Origin of the sequence: Flavobacterium sp. UGB4466, assembly GCF_903469665.1 — a bacterium.
In the GTDB taxonomy this organism is placed as follows: Bacteria; Bacteroidota; Bacteroidia; order Flavobacteriales; family Flavobacteriaceae; genus Flavobacterium; species Flavobacterium lipolyticum.
Genome location: NZ_CAGKLC010000005.1, coordinates 59,159 through 75,777 on the forward strand (window position 1 = coordinate 59,159; position 16,619 = coordinate 75,777).

Here is a 16,619-nt window from a genome sequence, read left to right on the forward strand (position 1 = left end):
GATTATTTATTGTATAATGTATTGATAGTTTCGTTGTTATATTTTGTACTTTCTTCCTTGCTAATGGTGCAAAGAAAAGCCTTGTAATCGTCGTTGAAAAATTCTACCCAGCCACAAAGAACCCTGTCGGCTTTATTTGTATTCAGAAGAATAGTAGAATAATTGGACATAAATTCGGTGTTAAAGGCATCAAATATAAAGAAAGAATTTTCACTTTTCAGCTGATGGCGGATACTTATTTCGCCCAGACAAATATTTGGAAGGGTATAAACAAAAACTGCCGGGCTCGGGAAGTAGTTTTCTTTGTCGGAAATAGATTCCTGATACTTAACATCGGTATCTAAACTCGAGGATTTGTTGGCCAAAACCAAGGCAATATTGTTCTCCTTTTCATCAGAAGTTATCGGACTCAAAAGCAGTTCAGCTCCTAAAAAAGCCAGTTTGCTCAAGGCATCCATTTTGAAAAACTTTGGGTATTGCAGGTCAAAATTGCGATAGGCCTGTTTCGAGAAATTAGCAAAATCTGTGGGTTCAATTTTGAATATCGAAGTCCCGTTCAAAACAATTTCGTTGTTTTCGATGGTACAATAGGATTGTATGTTAGTTTTGTTTGGATTCATTATTTTAATTTAACACTAATTGCACAAATTAGCACGAATTGATTTGGGGTTTAAATTACACTAATTAATCTGTGAAAATTAGTGCAATTCGTGGCTAATTATTTTTTACTTTTTCAAATATCACCGCCGTATTACAACCTCCAAATCCAGAAGCTGTTTTTAGGAAAAAATCAATTGTCTTTTCTTCATTTTTCTCAATAACATTGATTGGTTCGCTAACCCCAATTTCATCAAAACCTTTTGATTCAAAAAGCTTATTTTGATTGGCAGATTCAATGGAAATTACCGTTTCTAACAATCCCGAAGCGCCTAAGGTATGGCCATAAAATCCTTTCAGACTATTGACTGGGGCATTTTGTAAACCTAAACGGTTTAGGGCAATGGCTTCCATTTCGTCGTTGAAAGGCGTTGCGGTTCCGTGTGCTGAAATATAATCGATTTTTGCAGCTTCAATTTGAGCTTCTTTCAAAGCATTTTGAATACTTCTGAACAAACCTTCACCGGTTCTCGATGGACCCGAAATATGATTGGCATCGTTTATCGAACTGTCTCCGATAACTTTTATTTTGGCATTTGCAGTTTCGGCGGTAACTAACACTGCGGCTGTCGCTTCTCCTAAACTTACACCGGTTCTGTTTTTAGAATACGGTTTGCATGGTAAATCGCTCATAGCCTGAAAAGCATTAAAACCAGACAAAACAAATTCTGAAACTTCGTCACCCGCTACAACAAAAGCATGGTCATAAAGACCTGACTGAATCATTCTTTTGGCAACAGAAATGGCTAAAATTCCGGATACACAGGCATTCGAAACCACAATGGGCGGTGTTTGAAATCCGAAAAAAACGGCAACATTTTTTGCCAAAACATCTAAATGTGCATTAGTAAAACTGTCAACAGAATCATTTTTTAAAGCGGTTACATTTCCTTTGGTTGTCGAAAGGATAAAGGCTGCTTTGGAATTTAGTTCAACTCCCGAGTTTTTGATAATCGGTTCTAAAGCCAAAATCATCATTTTCTCTAAACGGGAGTATTTTGTTTCTGTACTTATTTTTGCGAAGGCACTGTTTATTTTTTCATCAGAAATAATAGAAGCATAAAATGAATTGGGCATTAAAGAAATATCATTTTGAAGCTGAATACCGGAATCTCCTCGAAGAATTGCTTCAACGTTTGATTCGACATCAAAACCTAATGGTGTGATGCAGTTGGTTTGCGTGATGTATATTTCTCTTAACATTTTATGATTTTAATTTCGTGAAATTTTTGCTCGCAGATTTGGCAGATTGAGCAGATTCCGATTTTAATTTTTTCTAATTCGTGAATTCGTGGCTAAAATTTTACTTTAATAACCCCACTTTTCGTTTCCATTCTTCGTAAAAAGGAGGATTGGTCAGCATTAGATTTCCTTCCTGATCTAAAAAAACCTGAACGGTTTCTCCGGTGCAGGCCACTTCACCTTTATCGTCCAGTATTCTGAAACGATAGATCATTTTTGCAGCGGGTGTGTCAATTACCGTAGTTTCTATGGTTACCACATCGCCATAACGCAAAGACAATTTGTGTTCGCATTTTGATTTTACGATTGGAGTTGTGTAGCCTGTTTTGGCAATGTCCAAATACGTAAGTCCGTGTTCGCGTCCAAAAGCTTCACGTCCGTCTTCAAAATAGGTGATATAATTGCCGTGCCACACGATTCCAAGCGGATCCGTTTCGTTAAAACGAATCCTGATTTCATGCGAAACGGTTAGTTCGGTTGCTTCGTTAAACTGTTCTTTTCTTTTTGTCATAAAATAAGGCAATGGATGTTGTGATAATAAAGAACAAAAATAACAAACTTATTTTTGGGATGATTTCAAGGAAAGATACGTTGCGAAGTAAAACATCATAGAAAGCTTCTAATCCCCAGTTCATAGGTGATGATTTAGCAATAAGCTGCATGATCCCCGGCATTGCAAAAACGGGAACCCAGATTCCGCCAATCGCCGCCAGAATAATAACACTTGTCGCACCAAAGGGAGCCGATTGTTCCTGCGTGCTTGCGACCGTTCCCAATAAAATTCCGAAACCAATAGCCGCGAAACCTGAAAATAAGGCTACAACACTCATTAAAAATAAATGGCCTTCAATATTTAAAGAAGGTAAACCAATATGTGGAAACAAAAAGACTGCGACCGCCACCATCATGTAAAACTGTATCATACAAATGACAGAGTAGGTGATGGTTTTACCAATTATAACCACAATATTAGAAACCGGATTGGTCAATAAACGAACAAAGGTTCCCTGTGATTTTTCTTTTACAATATTGATAGATAAAGGAATTACAATAAAGAATATAGCAAAAAGGGTCCAGGCCGGAACATTATGCTGCACGGAGTTTGGACGCACTTCTTTGTTGTTTATTTTTGGAATAATTTCTTTAAAGGTGATGAAACTTTTTTGTTCAAATTCGGCATTTCCTTCTCCCAGCTGATTTTGAAAAGTGGTATAAATAGACTTGGTTTCGATCTGTGAAATCATCTTATCGATGGAACTCATCACGGCATTCTTGAAGCTCATTTGAACCGCAGGATCAAAATACAATTTAACTTCTTTTTCTTTAATTACTTTCGGTTTTTTGGCTTGAGCCGAAGTATCTGTTTCTGTTAGCCCCATTTTGCTCACAATGTTTTCGACATTCTGATCAATTTTGGTTTGCAGATCAACACTTAGTTTTTCCGGAATTACAATGGCCAGCTGAAACTTTCCTTTGTAAACGGCTTCCCTGGCAATTTCTTCCGTAATGGGTTTATGATCAATTTGTGTGACCACACTAAAAAGCTGACTTTTCTCCAGATTATCAAAAACGGTTTTAGACACTGAACCTTTATCGTTATCAACCAGTAAAATCTGAATTTTGTTATCGCTAACGGTTTTGAAAGTACTGTCCTGAATCAAGGTTACGGTAATCACCAAAACCAAAGGCATGATGAATAAAATGATCAAACCGCCCAGATCTCGTTTGAGCAGGAGAAATTCTTTTACGACCGACATCCAAATTTTATATACCATCTCTAAAGTCTTTACCGGTTAATGAAATAAAAACTTCTTCAAGATTACGAGCTTCTTCAGTAGAAGCAATTAGGCTCGAAGGTGTACCTTGGGCATAAATTCTGCCGCGGTCTAAAATGGCAATATGAGTACAGAAATCTTCCGCTTCTGCTAAATGGTGTGAGGTATAGATAATGGTGGTTCCGTTTTGATTTAAGAATTTTAAATAGTCTATGATGGCATTTTTCGATTGAACGTCAACACCCACGGTTGGTTCGTCTAAAAACAAAACTTTGGGATTGTGTAAAATTCCGGCAATCAAATTGACTCTGCGCTTCATACCGCCTGAGAAAGTCTCAATACGCTTGTCGGCAAATTTTAATAATCCTAAAAGATCTAAGGTTTCAATGACCTTGTCTTTTAGATAATTGCCTTTTAGTCCGTACATGCTTCCAAAATAATGTAAATTTTCCCGGGCTGTTAGGGTAGGGTATAAAGCATACTCCTGAGGGACAACGCCAATTATTTTTTTGATTTTGGAGGAATGATGGGTATAATTCAGACTATCAATAGTGAAATGTCCTGAAGTTGGTTTGATCAGTCCGCAAAGCATGGAGATTAAAGTGGTTTTTCCGGCACCATTAGGCCCCAATAACCCAAAAATCTGACCTTGATTAATCTCCAGCGAAACATCGTTCAAAGAATACAGATCTGCATTTTTGTACTTTTTCGAAAGGGATTCTATTTTTATTATGGATTGCAAAATATTCTTAGCTAATAGCTTTTTTTAGTTTTTTGAAAAAGATTTCTTCACGATTGGCAATGTCCAGTAGTTCATCGGCAATTGTATTGTAGGCATCTTCTTTGGCGCTTCTGTTTTTGTAAATTCTTGAGGCTTCAACGGCAAAATCACGCCATGAATCACCGATTTGTGTCATCTCTTTTGAAAGGGATTTTAATTCTTCATTGTTCAGAATAACTGAAGCTTCCTGTAAAAAAGCGGCATAAATAAATCGGAAACCTCCGCCTCCTGTACCTATTTCTTCCTGCATACGAACCATTTGTGCCAAATAGTGATTGGCTTTTTTAGTACCGTGTTTTACAGGCCATCTTCGGATTTGTTTGGAAACAAATTTGATTCCGCGGACACCCACAATAGGCATTGGTGCCAACATATCGCGGCAGGTATTTTTGATTCCTTTTATAATGGCGCTTTTTAAATCAACGTCCTTCGGAATTTGAATCGGATAGTACATTTGTCCTCTTGGTGCAAAAGCTCCTTTGGCAAAACGGACCTTGTCCAGTTCGTCATGTGTCAGGGTGGTAACGGTTTCCATTACAGGATCACTCACCAGATAATCGGTTTCGGTTTTTCCGTAAACCACTAAATTGTGTGCGTTAAAATGAAAGCGGTATTCATCAGGGAAATAACTCAAATGGTACACGCCAACTTGTAATCCGGTTGGAATATTATTTTTTAAATTTTCATCTAAGGCCTTGTTGGCATTTATTACAGAGGAAAATTTTTGTCTTTTTATTTTTAAGTTTAAACGGCTCGCCAGTTTGTTAAAAATCTGTCCGGGCAAAGTTCTGTAACTAATGGCCGGAGCGTGATTGACTTTTATAAACGGCAGGTATACGAAGAAAAGTCCGGAGCCAATACCAAAAACCATTGGTTCACTGATATTCAGTCCGTTGTTTTTTAACAAATTCGAAGCTACTCCATTTTCGCAATGAGCAGATTGATGATGTGTAAAATTAGTTTGCATTACGCGGTTTTAATATTTTTTAATTCAGCTATTGAAATTTCAAAAGCATCGGCATATTTCTGTAAAGTAGTGTTGCTCAATTGGGCAAAAACAGAGGGTTTAAAATGTCTTTTTACACGCCATTTCCACATTCCAACATAACTGGAAAGAATGGTGAGATCCATTTTATTAAGTTCCATATAATAACAAATCGGACTTACTTCACCTATTTCTACCTGTTGTTTTGCTTCGGCAATTCGTTCGTTTATGTCATCGATCGAATTGGATAGTGCAATGGTTTTAGGTTCCCAACCAGTACTTAAAGTTGTGGTATAGTCACCATTTTCATCGGTGGCGTAAAGCAGTTCTTTGAGATTATTTTTGGTTAAATTGCCGTTGTCTTGTGGTACTTTTTCTTTTTCCATGGCCTTTTTATTTTCGGGAGAAGTTATGAAATAGCCGAAATTGTTTGTTGAATGAACAGATTAATTTCGCATTCTAAAAGTATTTTGTCATCAACTAAACTTTCGCAACTCATGGTGCATAAAGTATAATCGTCACCCGCAAATTTTGAAACTAAATTTGCTTTGGTAATAATAGTGTCATTAACTTTTGGCAGCGCATGTATTTTCAGATTCTTTATAGCACTGATGAAACCAATTACATTTACGTTTTCATTTTCTGTCCCGTCATCGTCAAAAAAATATTTTTTGCCTACAATTGAGGAACAGGTTTGTGCGGTGTTTTCGATGAGCCCGGCTTCAATAAAAATGTTGTTGTCAACAAAAATATTGTCTTCACGGATCAAAAAGGTGGTTTCTACAAAACTGGAATTTATATCCAAAATTAAATCCACCATAAGCAGTGGCGCTCGGTGGGGCAGATAGTTTTGTATGTCGACTCCGGTTTTCATTCCTATTTATATTATTTGGCTAAAACGGTCTTCATTTGTCCGTTCGCAATTTCTTCATTATTCAGATACGTTACGATGTCTACCAGAGTAATTCCGGCAAACTCCTGTAAAATAGTTATGGTCGATTGAATTGAGTCGTTGACTTTGGGTAACTTTTTTATTTCAATTTCTTTGATCGATCCAATGTAGCCTGTTGGGGCTGTTTCGTTTTTTAGGAAAAATTGATAGCCTGTGTGCAAAGCCACAGATTGCGCCATATGCTCGATTAAACCCGCTTCTAAAAAGGTATCGTTGTCGGAAAAAATATTATCGTTTTCAATTTTTAATCCCGCAACCAATGAGGTCTCAGTAAACGAATACATTTTATCAACCATAACAAAAGGAAACTTTTGAGGCAATAAATTTTCGACAGCGTTTTTTTCTAAAAGTAAAGAGGTTTCCATTAGCAAACAGTTAAATAAGCATACGCAAAAGAGAATCTTCCGCTTTCCGGAACAGATAATAGAATACGTTCTCCTTTTTTCAAATTTCCTGAATTCATTAATTCTTCCAAAGCTAAGTAAATAGAGGCAGAACCAACATTTCCAACTCTTGAAAGATTCATGAACCATTTTTCATCGGCCATACCGATTCCTTTTTCATTCAGTCCTTTTTTTAGTCCTTCCACAAAAAAGTTTGAAGAAACGTGAGGGATAAAATAATCGACATGATCTGATGTGATCTTGTTTTTATCCATAGCATCTTTCATACTTTCTGCTCCTTTGGAAAGAATAAACTCGTCCAGTAATTTCACATCTTGTTTGATGGCAAAAACCGATTCGTTTAACCATTGTTCCGGTGCATAATCGCTCCAGGCTTTGATCTCACCATTTTCTAATTTATCACCACCGGCATACATACAGGTTTCTAATTCGTAAGCATACGAAAAGGCTTCCATCCACTCAATTTTTAAGGAGATCGCTCCTTTTGGTTGGTTTTCTAATAAAAACGCTCCTGCACCATCAGATAACATCCAGCGTAAAAAATCTTTTTTGAAGGCAATGATGGGCTGTTCTTCCAGATTTTTCAAATTAGCCGCTTCGTGGTTGTACATTTGGGCATTGAGCCAGGTCGAAACTTTTTCAGATCCCGTACAAATGGCATTTTTAGAGTTTCCGGATTTTACAGACAGGAAACCAAATTTTAAAGAATTCATACCTGCACAGCAAACTCCTGTTGAAGAATTTAGTTCTACAGATTTGTTTTTCAATAAACCATGTACCATCGCAGCATGCGAAGGAAGGAAGATATCAGGTGTTGAGGTTCCGCAGGAAAGGACTTCAAGATCCAGTGCTGTAAAGTTTTCATCAAACAATTGCAGAATTGCATTTCGGGTTAACTCGGCGTTGTTATGCGTGCTTTTTCCGGACTTATCTATTGCGTAATAACGAGTTGTGATTTTATTATTGCGCAAAATAATACGTCTTGCTTTAGAGGCAGCATCATTAATGAGGCCTAAATAACTTTCCATCTCATCATTAGAAATGGCTTCATTTGGCAAATACTTTGCGGCTTTGGTAATATATACTTCAAACATAATCTAATTTCGTCTTCTAAACTCCTTGATAATATTGAGTTTCTCTTTTTATGGTATTTAACTTAAAGGGGTAGGTAATAAGGTGCAATATATACACTATTGGCGAGATTAACCATATTGCAAGGAATAAATAAACATTAAATACTTTAAGAAGTGTTTTTCTGTTTTTTTGATTTTTATAAATCAGATTCGACCACTTATTAAAGATTTTATTTGCCGTTTTATCAACGGTGACCAAATAAGGGCTAATTTTAACAGCATCAATGGCAACTAATTTGGGCTGTAAGTTCTGTAATTGATTTTGCTTAAATTCAGAAAGTATCGTTTCTCCAAATTTATCGGACTCCAGTATGTCTTTTTCTGATACTCCCGGCAGTGGAAAAATACCAAGATATTTTTTCTTTACGCCCGAAAACATCCATTCTACAATCGTAATTACACTGATTAAATTTCCAACACGATCTACTAAAGCCACATTTCCAACAAGCTGAGCATTGGCTTCTTTTAGTAAAACTTTGATTTTTTCCTGTGCCATAATCCACATATTACGAGAGCCGCTTATGGTGATAACAGGTGTGTTGTTTAATATTTTTTTGGCTTCGGCACTTTTCAGAAAAGAGTTAATCGGAATAGAAGGGGACAAATACCAAACCTGATAGTGAAACAATACCAGATCGTATTTAGTGTTTAGAATTTCTTCCGGAACCGGTTTTAGTTCGGTTGGAATTTGCAGAAATGATTCCGGGAAAGCATCGAAAAAAGAGTCTTTATCCCATGGAAAAGGAAAAGTTTTCTGCAGTTGTATTTCGTGAAAAGTTACATTGATCTCCCCTGAATTCAGGAAGGGTTTTGCAATATTTCGTGCAATTGTTCCCAGTTGTCCAGACTGCGTATAATAAATTACGAGAACATTTTTCATTGTGGTATACTTGCTTTTGGTTGCGAACAAAAATAGGTAAATTTATTTAAACGAATTTTCTTGTTTAAATGAATTGTTTTTGGGCCACAGATTTTTGTTGGGTTTTTTAATCTCGCAAAGGTACAGAGACGCAAAGTTTTAATTTGAAATGAATTTTTAAGTACAGTTTGTCATTTCGACCGAAGGGAGAAATCACACAAGAAACTCCGCAAACTAAGTCGACAATCTTTGTGACTAAACGGGTGTGATTTCTCCCTTCGGTCGAAATGACAAAACGGAGTAAAACTTTGCGACTTCGCGTCTCTGCGAGATTTTTTAAGTTTTATTTCAGATTATTCCAGAAATCGAAATAATTGAACCATTGCAGCGGATATTTTTGCAGAATAGTCTCAACGCTTTGTACATATTCTTTCAGCAATCCTTTTTCATCACGATGTTTCGAGGCAGCTTCTCTGGCGTACAAATGATAATGTAAGTTAGGTTCTTTCATTACATAAACAAAAACAACAGGAACTTTTAATCGTGAAGCAATTAAAAACGGACCCGCAGGAAAATTGGCTTCCTTACCCAATAGGTTTTCCGAAAGAGATTTGGTGCCTTCAAAGTAACGATCGCCGGTAAAACAAACCAGTTCGTTATTGGTTAAAGCAGCATTGATCTCAAAAATATGAGACAAATCGTCTTTAATAATGATAAATTTTACGGTAGGTTTTTGGGTAACGCTTTCCAGATAGTTTTTTATAGCAGAATGTTCCAAATCGGTAGTAACCAGATTGATTTGAAAATTAAGATCAATATCACCCAGGAAATGTTCGGCAATTTCGAAATTTCCAACATGAGCACTAATTAAAACACCTCCTTTTTTCTCGGCCAAGAGTTTTTTCAGTACCTCAATTCCGTCAAATTCATAAGTGAATCTGTTTCGCATTCCTGCCGAAATGGAAATTTTATCAATGATCGTCTGTCCAAAAGTATAGTAACTTTTGAAGACCATTTTTTTAGATTTGAACCAGGAATATTGAAGCCTTTCTTTAAAGTAATAGAAAATGGCTTTGTTGCTTTTTTTTAAAAACAAAAAGTAATATGAAGCAACAAAATAAAGCAGGACATAAGCAGCCTTAATACCCGCTTTTTGTATTAAAAAAACGAATATTCTATAGCCTAAAACTGTTCCCTTTGATTTGCCATCCCATTGACTCATTAAACAGCTTTAGCTTTTAGTTTGGTTTCAATAAGGTCATAAAAATTCTGAAAAGTAGCAATTCCAACAAAATCAGCTTCTACCAGTTTTACACCAAAGTTAGATTCGATCGAGACTACTAAATCTACATAATCTAAACTATCTAATCCAAGTGTCTCTTTTAAATTAGCATCCGGTTCGATATCATCATTGTCTACTTCAAATTCATCAACCAAAAAACCATTAATTTTTGCTATAATCTCTTCTTTATTCATCGCTCAATTTAAACTTTTTAACCACCAACGCAGAGTTGGTTCCTCCGAATCCGAAGGAATTGGACAAAAATATGTCAAATTTTTTGTTTAAAGTAGTTTTGACCAAATTTAATTTAGCAGCATCTTCGTCAGGATTTTCTAAATTGATGTTTGGAGCAATGAAATCGTGCTGCATCATTAAGATAGAGTAGATTACTTCGCTTGCTCCTGCCATCCAGCATTCGTGACCTGTCATCGATTTGGTAGAACTTACATAGGGATTTCTCTCTCCGAAAACTTCGAAAATGGCTTTAGCTTCATTTCCGTCTCCAACAGGAGTTGAGGTTGCATGAGCATTTATATAATCAACATCCGCTGCTTTTAGCTGTGCATCGTCAAGTGCTCGTTGCATGGCTATAGACGGCCCTTCAACATTAGGCGTCGAGATGTGTCCGCCGTTTGAAGAGAATCCGTAACCCGCAACTTCGGCAATGATGGTTGCGCCTCTGGCAATAGCCGATTCATAGCTCTCCAGAATTAATGTTGCACCACCACCACTCGGAATTAATCCGTCGCGGTCCTTGTCGAACGGACGGGAAGCTTTTTCCGGTTCGTTTTCTCTGGCCGAAAAAACACCTAAACCATCAAAACTGCTCATCGCATATTTATTGATTTCCTGTGCGCCTCCACAGATGATAACGTCCTGAAATCCGCTTTTGATTAAAAAATAAGCAAGTCCTATAGAGTGTGATCCGCTGGCACAGGCTGCACTTACAGTAAGATTGATACCGCGAAGTTTAAAAATCGTCGATAAATTCATGGTTACCGTTGAATTCATCGATTTAAAAATAGCACCTGAACCTATTAAAGCGGTGTCTTTTTTATCTCTGACAATATCAGTAGCTTCAATAACAGCTTTTGATACACTGTCATTTCCGTACATAATTCCCACTTCGCGTTCTTCAAAAAAGGCATCATCTATATTCGCATTTTTCAATGCTTCGATTGTTGCCATATAAGCGTACTCGGTCTCTTCACCAATGCTCATTCGCTGTCTGCGGGTCAATAAATTTTTTAAATCAGCCTTCGGAACCATTCCCGTCAGGGCCGATTGGAAACCAAATTCTTTTCTTTCAGAATCAAACTGAATACCTGATTTTCCCTGGTATAAAGATTCCTTTACTTCATCTAAAGAAGTTCCGATACAAGAATAAATTCCCATTCCAGTAATTACAACTCTTTTATTCATGGTGGTATTTCAAAGTATTTTCTATCCTAAGTGTATTTTTTGAAGTTTTTTTAATAAAACTTTGCGACTCTGCGTCTTTGTGAGCAATTTTTGACGTTTAAAAAACTTAAAACAATCTCACAAACATAGGATTATTAAGAATATATTCCTCCATTTATATTGATAATCTCTCCTGTAATGTAACTTGATTTTTTTGAAATCAAAAAGCTTACCAAATCTGCAACTTCCTCAGCTTCTCCAAAACGGTTTACCGGAATCAGCTTTAATAATTCTTTTTCATCCAGTTCACTGGTCATGTCCGTTTTAATAAAACCGGGTGCAACAGCATTTACAGTAATATTTCGTTTGGCAACTTCCTGGGCCAGTGCTTTGGTTGCTGCGACAATTGCGCCTTTTGCTGCCGAATAATTCGTTTGTCCGGCTGTTCCTTTCACTCCTGAAACGGAAACCATATTAACAATTCGGCCGTATTTATTGCGTAGCATTTTTTGAATAAAAAACTGCGTAACATTAAAAAAACCATTCAAACTGGTGTTTACTACACCATTCCAGTCTTCGGGACTCATCCACATAAAAAGACCGTCTTTTGTAATTCCGGCATTGTTTACAATTGCTTCTACAATTGCTTCCGGATTAGCTTCCTGCCATTGTGTTAATGTTTTTTGTACATCTTCAAAATTGGAAACATCAAAACCTAAAATTTCTCCCGTTGCTCCTAGTTTTTGTATTTCCTGAAGGGTTACTTCAGCAGCTGTTTTATTCGAGTGATAGTTAATCAGGATATGATAATTTGCATCAACGGCTAATTTTTTACAAATAGCACTTCCAATTCCTCGTGAACCGCCAGTTACTAATACACATTTCATATTCAGAATTTATTTTTATTTGTTCGATATAAAATCACTTTTTGATTAGCAATTTCATATGCAAAACGTATAGGTTAATAGGTTTTATTTCTTCTTTTTGGCTACCGGTTTTTTGGTAGTTTTTGTCTCTGACTTTTCAGTCGTTTTCATTTCTGCTTTTGGTTTCTCTGCAGTGATTTCTGCTGTGCTGATTCTTTCTTTTGATTGTGAAAACAGTTCAGCATTTTCAAACCATTGGTTGCCTAATACAGTTCCGTCTGGTTTTAAGAATCCCCATTTTCCTTCATTTTTTACTCGGGCCAGACCATCGATAAAGCCTTTGTCTTGTTTTACGAACAGCGCAATAACAAAACCATTTGCTGTAATATTGTATTGGGTTGGAATAACTAATTTTCCGGTTTGATTGATGAATCCCCAGTTTTTTTCTTTTACCGGAGCCAGTCCGTCAGCACTAAAAACTTCGGCATCGCTGTAGGTAGGTTCGATTACAAATTCAGCTTTCGGATTGATATACCCCCATTTTGAACCTACGCAAACCGGAGCTAAACTTTTTGAAAACGCTTTCACCTTGTCATAAATTGGAGTAATTACCCAATTTCCTTTTAAGTCAATGAATCCAATTTTGCCATTTTTCTTGGCGTATGTAAGATCCTGCGTGTCAAAGTCCCAGATTTTTTCAGCTCCGTCAACAGGAATAAAACTTCCTGAACTGACTATTCCAAAGGTTTTATCTTTTCTTGCCCAGCTTGTGTTTTTGAAATAATTGCCTATTTCTTCATACGCAGGCTCGATCATTTCTTTACCGGAAGTATTAATAATTCCCCATTTTTTATTGTTTTCAACTCTGGCAAAACCGTTTTCAAATGATTTGATCTGATCGTATTTTGGTTCTAAAACAACGGTCATTTTTGAATTGATTAATCCTACTTTGCCATTTTGTCGAATGAACGCTACGCCATTTTCGAAATCAAAAAGTTTGTCTGACACAGGAGCGTTCTGAATTTCTCCTTTCGTATTGATATAAACCCAGTCTTTGTCTTTTTGTACAACTGCAATTCCGCTGTTGAAATCTTTAACATTTTTAAAATCTGCCGGAATTACCCAGGCTCCTTTAGCATCTATAAACCCCCATTTTCCATTATTTTCCACAGCTGCCAATCCTTCAGAAAAGCTTCTTGCGGATTTGTACTGAGGTTCAATTTTAAAATTTCCGTCTTTGGAAAGATATCCAATTTTTGAATCTTTTTTAACTAACGCCAATTCCTGACTATTAACAAATTGAATAGTGAATGCAAATAAAATAATAAGTGTCTTTTTCATGATTTTAAAGGTTCAATATTAATAATGTAAAAATAAGTATTAACTGTGAATCAGGTAATCTTTTACTTTCTGAACAAAAGGATACATCACCTGATCTTCTTTAAATTCAGGAATAATGTTTCGAACATCGTCGTACCATTTTTTGGTAACGGATGAAATTTTATCTTTTTGTCCTAAATAATCAATAGCCTGAACGATGGTGATCATTTCGATACCTAAAACTTCAAATGAGTTTTCGATTACTTTTGAAGTAATAACGGCAGCATTGGTTCCCATACTTACAATGTCCTGATTGTCGTTGTTGTTCGGGATACTGTGAACGTACATTGGGTTAGACAACATCTGACTTTCGGCAGTGGTTGAAGTAGCGGTAAACTGAACCCCCTGCATTCCGAAATTGAATCCTAAAGTTCCTAAGTTAACAAACGGAGGAAGGATTTCGTTGATTTTTGAATTCAGTAAATAATTCAGCTGACGTTCAGCCAACATCGTTAATTTGGTAATAACAATTTTTAGTTTATCCATTTCAAGCGAGATATAATCGCCGTGGAAATTTCCTCCGTGATAAACGTGTTTGTTTTTTACATCTATAATAGGATTGTCGTTTGCCGAGTTAAATTCGTCTTCAAGAATTGAAGCGACATTGTTTATAGTTTCTAAAACCGGTCCTAAAATTTGAGGAACACAACGCAAAGAATAGTATTCCTGAACTTTTTCTTTGAAGATTTCTTCGGTGTTTTCTCCGGAATATAAGTGATCTTCTCTTTTACGGATCAAGGTACTGTCTGAAAGATTTTGTCTCATTCTTGAGGCTACTTCCTGTTGTCCTTTATGACGTTTGGTTTGGTTTAATTCTTCAGAGAAATGATCGTCGTAGGCCTGAACCAATTCGTTGATTGCGCAGGAACATTTTAAAGACCAGTCTAATAATTTTTTGGCAAGATGTACATTTACCACTCCAATTCCGGTCATTACGGAAGTTCCGTTGATTAAAGCAAGACCTTCTCTGATTTCTACCTGAATAGGTTTTAAACCTTCAATTTCGAAAACTTCAGCAGTTGGTCTTCGGTCTCCTTTATAAAAAACTTCGCCTTCGCCAATTAAAACCAAAGCTAAGTGTGATAATTGTACTAAATCTCCGCTGGCACCTACACCGCCATGCTCAAAAATAAGAGGAGTAATGTCTTTGTTGATCAGCTCTGCCATCAGGTGAATTACAGAAGGATGAACCCCTGAATTACCTAATGATAAAGTGTTTAAACGAGCCAAAATTGCTGCTTTCGCACAAACGGGGCTTAAAGGTTTTCCCGTTCCTGAAGAGTGGCTTCGGATTAAATTGTATTGTAATTGTATTTGATCAGATTCTTTAATTCTATATTGTGCCATTGGTCCGAAACCAGTGTTGACACCATATATTACTTTGTTTCCTGAAAATTCTTTTAGGAAATTGAAGCTTTCATTCACTCTGTTTAAAACAATATCGCTGATGACAACTTTATTATTTCCAAAAATAATAGACTCGAATTCTGCTAAACTTAAATATTCATTAATTGTGTTCATTAAATCGTTTTTGGTTGTGCTAATTTAATTTTATTTATCAAAATAAATGTAGTTATTTTGATGATGGCAAATGTAGGTTAATAATTGATAATAATATTAATATGATAAAGGAGTTTGTTGATGTTTTAGTCATTGGCGCAGGACCATCAGGATGTGTCTCGGCATCGTATCTTCACAAAAACAACATTAAGATAAAAGTAGTTGAAAAAACAAAATTTCCAAGACTTGTAGTAGGGGAAAGTCTTATCCCTCGAGTAATGGATCATTTTGCTGAGGCTGAGCTTTTTGAGAGTTTGGATGCGATGAATTTTGAGAAAAAACTTGGCGCTCGTTTTATCAGAGGAGAAGAAATTTGTGTTTTTGATTTCAGCAAAAAATTTGGTGAAGGCTGGGACTGGACCTGGCAGGTACCGCGAGCTGATTTTGACAACACCATGGCGCAGGAAGTGATTAGAAAAGGAATTGATCTGGAATTTGAAACAGAGGTTCTGGAGGTTTCTTTTGAGGGTAAAAACTCTAAAACAATTGTAAAAGATAAGGATGGAAACCTAAAAGAAATACACGCTAAATTCATTATTGATTCCAGTGGATACGGCCGTGTTTTACCAAGACTTTTAGACTTGGATACCCCGTCAAAACTAGATCCGCATTCTTCGATATTTACACATGTAAAAGATATTAACAGAGAAGAAGGAGAAGAGGGAACCCAAATTTCCTTTGATATTCTGGAAACCGAAGTTTGGTTATGGGTAATTCCTTTCTCCAACGGAAATACGAGTCTGGGGGTTGTAGGACCAACCGATTTTATTAATTCACTTTCAGAAAATAAAGATAATGCCGAGGCTTTAAGGAATGCGATTCAGAAATCGGATTATTATATTAAAAGATTTAAAGGAACCGAATTTTTATTTGAGCCGGTAAAATTGGAGAATTATTCAAGAGCGGTAAAAAGAATGTACGGTGATGGTTTTGCCTTAACAGGAAACAGTTCTGAATTTTTAGATCCGGTATTTTCTTCTGGAGTGGCCTTTGCAACCGAATCCGGAATGCTGGCGGCCAAATTGTACCTTAAAGAATCTCAGGGAATCGAAGTGGATTGGGAAACAGAATTCACCGGATATATGAAAAGGGGGATAGCTGTTTTTACCACATATGTACAGGAATGGTACACCGGGAATCTTCAGACTTTGTTTTTTCATCAGCCGGAAAATCCGGATGTGAAAGAAAAGATTTGTTCGGTATTGGCGGGATATGTCTGGAACGAAGAAAATCCTTTTGTGAAGAAACACGATCATGTAATTAAAAATATGGCGTATTTACTCAATATGCAAAAAGAACAAAGCCCTGAATAATCAGGGCTTTTTGTTTAGGTGATTGTTTC

The 16,619-nt window shown here is 36.5% G+C and carries 18 protein-coding genes; 1 reads left to right on the plus strand and 17 read right to left on the minus strand.

Annotation, left to right across the window (positions count from 1 at the left end; genetic code table 11):
- Positions 1-2 precede the first annotated feature (2 nt).
- From JO950_RS02660 to hutH, 17 genes are all read right to left on the minus strand, one after another.
- Positions 3-620, minus strand: a complete 618-nt coding sequence (locus JO950_RS02660) for a 3-oxoacyl-ACP synthase (RefSeq protein ID WP_202700959.1) — start codon at positions 618-620, stop codon at positions 3-5.
- Between the two features lie 94 nt (positions 621-714).
- Positions 715-1,860, minus strand: coding sequence for a beta-ketoacyl synthase (locus JO950_RS02665; RefSeq protein WP_202700960.1), 1,146 nt, complete (start codon positions 1,858-1,860; stop codon positions 715-717).
- Positions 1,861-1,960: 100 nt separating this feature from the next.
- Positions 1,961-2,410 (minus strand): thioesterase family protein, encoded by a 450-nt coding sequence (locus JO950_RS02670; RefSeq protein WP_202700961.1) that lies wholly within the window; start codon positions 2,408-2,410, stop codon positions 1,961-1,963.
- On the minus strand, positions 2,385-3,674 hold the full coding sequence (locus JO950_RS02675) for an ABC transporter permease (protein ID WP_202700962.1): 1,290 nt from the start codon (positions 3,672-3,674) through the stop codon (positions 2,385-2,387). The genes JO950_RS02670 and JO950_RS02675 overlap by 26 nt, the downstream gene beginning before the upstream one ends.
- Positions 3,664-4,416 (minus strand): ABC transporter ATP-binding protein, encoded by a 753-nt coding sequence (locus tag JO950_RS02680; RefSeq protein WP_017496907.1) that lies wholly within the window; start codon positions 4,414-4,416, stop codon positions 3,664-3,666. Before JO950_RS02680 ends, JO950_RS02675 begins: the two co-directional genes overlap by 11 nt.
- Before the next feature lie 7 nt (positions 4,417-4,423).
- Positions 4,424-5,422: a BtrH N-terminal domain-containing protein gene (locus JO950_RS02685; protein ID WP_202700963.1), complete on the minus strand. Its 999-nt coding sequence runs from the start codon at positions 5,420-5,422 to the stop codon at positions 4,424-4,426.
- The gene (locus JO950_RS02690; RefSeq protein WP_202700964.1) at positions 5,422-5,826 is read right to left on the minus strand and encodes a hypothetical protein; all 405 of its coding nucleotides are present in this window, start codon (positions 5,824-5,826) and stop codon (positions 5,422-5,424) included. The genes JO950_RS02685 and JO950_RS02690 overlap by 1 nt, the downstream gene beginning before the upstream one ends.
- Positions 5,827-5,849: 23 nt before the next feature.
- Positions 5,850-6,314, minus strand: coding sequence for an ABC transporter permease (locus JO950_RS02695; RefSeq protein ID WP_202700965.1), 465 nt, complete (start codon positions 6,312-6,314; stop codon positions 5,850-5,852).
- Positions 6,315-6,325: 11 nt separating this feature from the next.
- Positions 6,326-6,757 (minus strand): hypothetical protein, encoded by a 432-nt coding sequence (locus JO950_RS02700; RefSeq protein ID WP_202700966.1) that lies wholly within the window; start codon positions 6,755-6,757, stop codon positions 6,326-6,328.
- Positions 6,757-7,890, minus strand: coding sequence for a beta-ketoacyl-ACP synthase III (locus tag JO950_RS02705; protein WP_202700967.1), 1,134 nt, complete (start codon positions 7,888-7,890; stop codon positions 6,757-6,759). Before JO950_RS02705 ends, JO950_RS02700 begins: the two co-directional genes overlap by 1 nt.
- Positions 7,891-7,906: 16 nt before the next feature.
- Positions 7,907-8,809: a dialkylrecorsinol condensing enzyme DarA gene (locus JO950_RS02710; RefSeq protein ID WP_202700968.1), complete on the minus strand. Its 903-nt coding sequence runs from the start codon at positions 8,807-8,809 to the stop codon at positions 7,907-7,909.
- A 322-nt stretch (positions 8,810-9,131) separates the two neighbouring features.
- The gene (locus JO950_RS02715; RefSeq protein ID WP_202700969.1) at positions 9,132-10,010 is read right to left on the minus strand and encodes a lipid A biosynthesis acyltransferase; all 879 of its coding nucleotides are present in this window, start codon (positions 10,008-10,010) and stop codon (positions 9,132-9,134) included.
- Positions 10,010-10,264: an acyl carrier protein gene (locus tag JO950_RS02720; RefSeq protein ID WP_202700970.1), complete on the minus strand. Its 255-nt coding sequence runs from the start codon at positions 10,262-10,264 to the stop codon at positions 10,010-10,012. Before JO950_RS02720 ends, JO950_RS02715 begins: the two co-directional genes overlap by 1 nt.
- Positions 10,257-11,492 (minus strand): beta-ketoacyl synthase, encoded by a 1,236-nt coding sequence (locus JO950_RS02725; RefSeq protein WP_202700972.1) that lies wholly within the window; start codon positions 11,490-11,492, stop codon positions 10,257-10,259. The genes JO950_RS02720 and JO950_RS02725 overlap by 8 nt, the downstream gene beginning before the upstream one ends.
- A gap of 134 nt (positions 11,493-11,626) precedes the next feature.
- The gene (gene fabG / locus JO950_RS02730) at positions 11,627-12,358 is read right to left on the minus strand and encodes a 3-oxoacyl-ACP reductase FabG (RefSeq protein WP_017496917.1); all 732 of its coding nucleotides are present in this window, start codon (positions 12,356-12,358) and stop codon (positions 11,627-11,629) included.
- 84 nt (positions 12,359-12,442) lie between these two features.
- Positions 12,443-13,678, minus strand: a complete 1,236-nt coding sequence (locus tag JO950_RS02735) for a WG repeat-containing protein (protein WP_202700974.1) — start codon at positions 13,676-13,678, stop codon at positions 12,443-12,445.
- Positions 13,679-13,717: 39 nt separating this feature from the next.
- Complete coding sequence (gene hutH / locus JO950_RS02740; RefSeq protein WP_202700976.1) at positions 13,718-15,238, minus strand: histidine ammonia-lyase; 1,521 nt, start codon at positions 15,236-15,238, stop codon at positions 13,718-13,720.
- A gap of 101 nt (positions 15,239-15,339) precedes the next feature.
- Between hutH and JO950_RS02745 the strand changes: the two genes are divergently transcribed.
- The gene (locus JO950_RS02745) at positions 15,340-16,590 is read left to right on the plus strand and encodes an NAD(P)/FAD-dependent oxidoreductase (RefSeq protein ID WP_070906173.1); all 1,251 of its coding nucleotides are present in this window, start codon (positions 15,340-15,342) and stop codon (positions 16,588-16,590) included.
- Positions 16,591-16,619 lie beyond the last annotated feature (29 nt).

Coding starts and splice junctions, on each gene's coding strand:
- JO950_RS02745 (WP_070906173.1), top strand. CDS start 15,340: ATGATAAAGGAGTTTGTTGATGTTTTAGTCATTGGCGCAGGACCATCA.
- JO950_RS02670 (WP_202700961.1), bottom strand. CDS start 2,410: ATGACAAAAAGAAAAGAACAGTTTAACGAAGCAACCGAACTAACCGTT.
- JO950_RS02660 (WP_202700959.1), bottom strand. CDS start 620: ATGAATCCAAACAAAACTAACATACAATCCTATTGTACCATCGAAAAC.
- JO950_RS02675 (WP_202700962.1), bottom strand. CDS start 3,674: ATGGTATATAAAATTTGGATGTCGGTCGTAAAAGAATTTCTCCTGCTC.
- JO950_RS02710 (WP_202700968.1), bottom strand. CDS start 8,809: ATGAAAAATGTTCTCGTAATTTATTATACGCAGTCTGGACAACTGGGA.
- hutH (WP_202700976.1), bottom strand. CDS start 15,238: ATGAACACAATTAATGAATATTTAAGTTTAGCAGAATTCGAGTCTATT.
- JO950_RS02690 (WP_202700964.1), bottom strand. CDS start 5,826: ATGGAAAAAGAAAAAGTACCACAAGACAACGGCAATTTAACCAAAAAT.
- JO950_RS02665 (WP_202700960.1), bottom strand. CDS start 1,860: ATGTTAAGAGAAATATACATCACGCAAACCAACTGCATCACACCATTA.
- JO950_RS02700 (WP_202700966.1), bottom strand. CDS start 6,757: ATGGAAACCTCTTTACTTTTAGAAAAAAACGCTGTCGAAAATTTATTG.
- JO950_RS02715 (WP_202700969.1), bottom strand. CDS start 10,010: ATGAGTCAATGGGATGGCAAATCAAAGGGAACAGTTTTAGGCTATAGA.
- JO950_RS02735 (WP_202700974.1), bottom strand. CDS start 13,678: ATGAAAAAGACACTTATTATTTTATTTGCATTCACTATTCAATTTGTT.
- fabG (WP_017496917.1), bottom strand. CDS start 12,358: ATGAAATGTGTATTAGTAACTGGCGGTTCACGAGGAATTGGAAGTGCT.
- JO950_RS02705 (WP_202700967.1), bottom strand. CDS start 7,890: ATGTTTGAAGTATATATTACCAAAGCCGCAAAGTATTTGCCAAATGAA.
- JO950_RS02720 (WP_202700970.1), bottom strand. CDS start 10,264: ATGAATAAAGAAGAGATTATAGCAAAAATTAATGGTTTTTTGGTTGAT.
- JO950_RS02725 (WP_202700972.1), bottom strand. CDS start 11,492: ATGAATAAAAGAGTTGTAATTACTGGAATGGGAATTTATTCTTGTATC.
- JO950_RS02695 (WP_202700965.1), bottom strand. CDS start 6,314: ATGAAAACCGGAGTCGACATACAAAACTATCTGCCCCACCGAGCGCCA.
- JO950_RS02685 (WP_202700963.1), bottom strand. CDS start 5,422: ATGCAAACTAATTTTACACATCATCAATCTGCTCATTGCGAAAATGGA.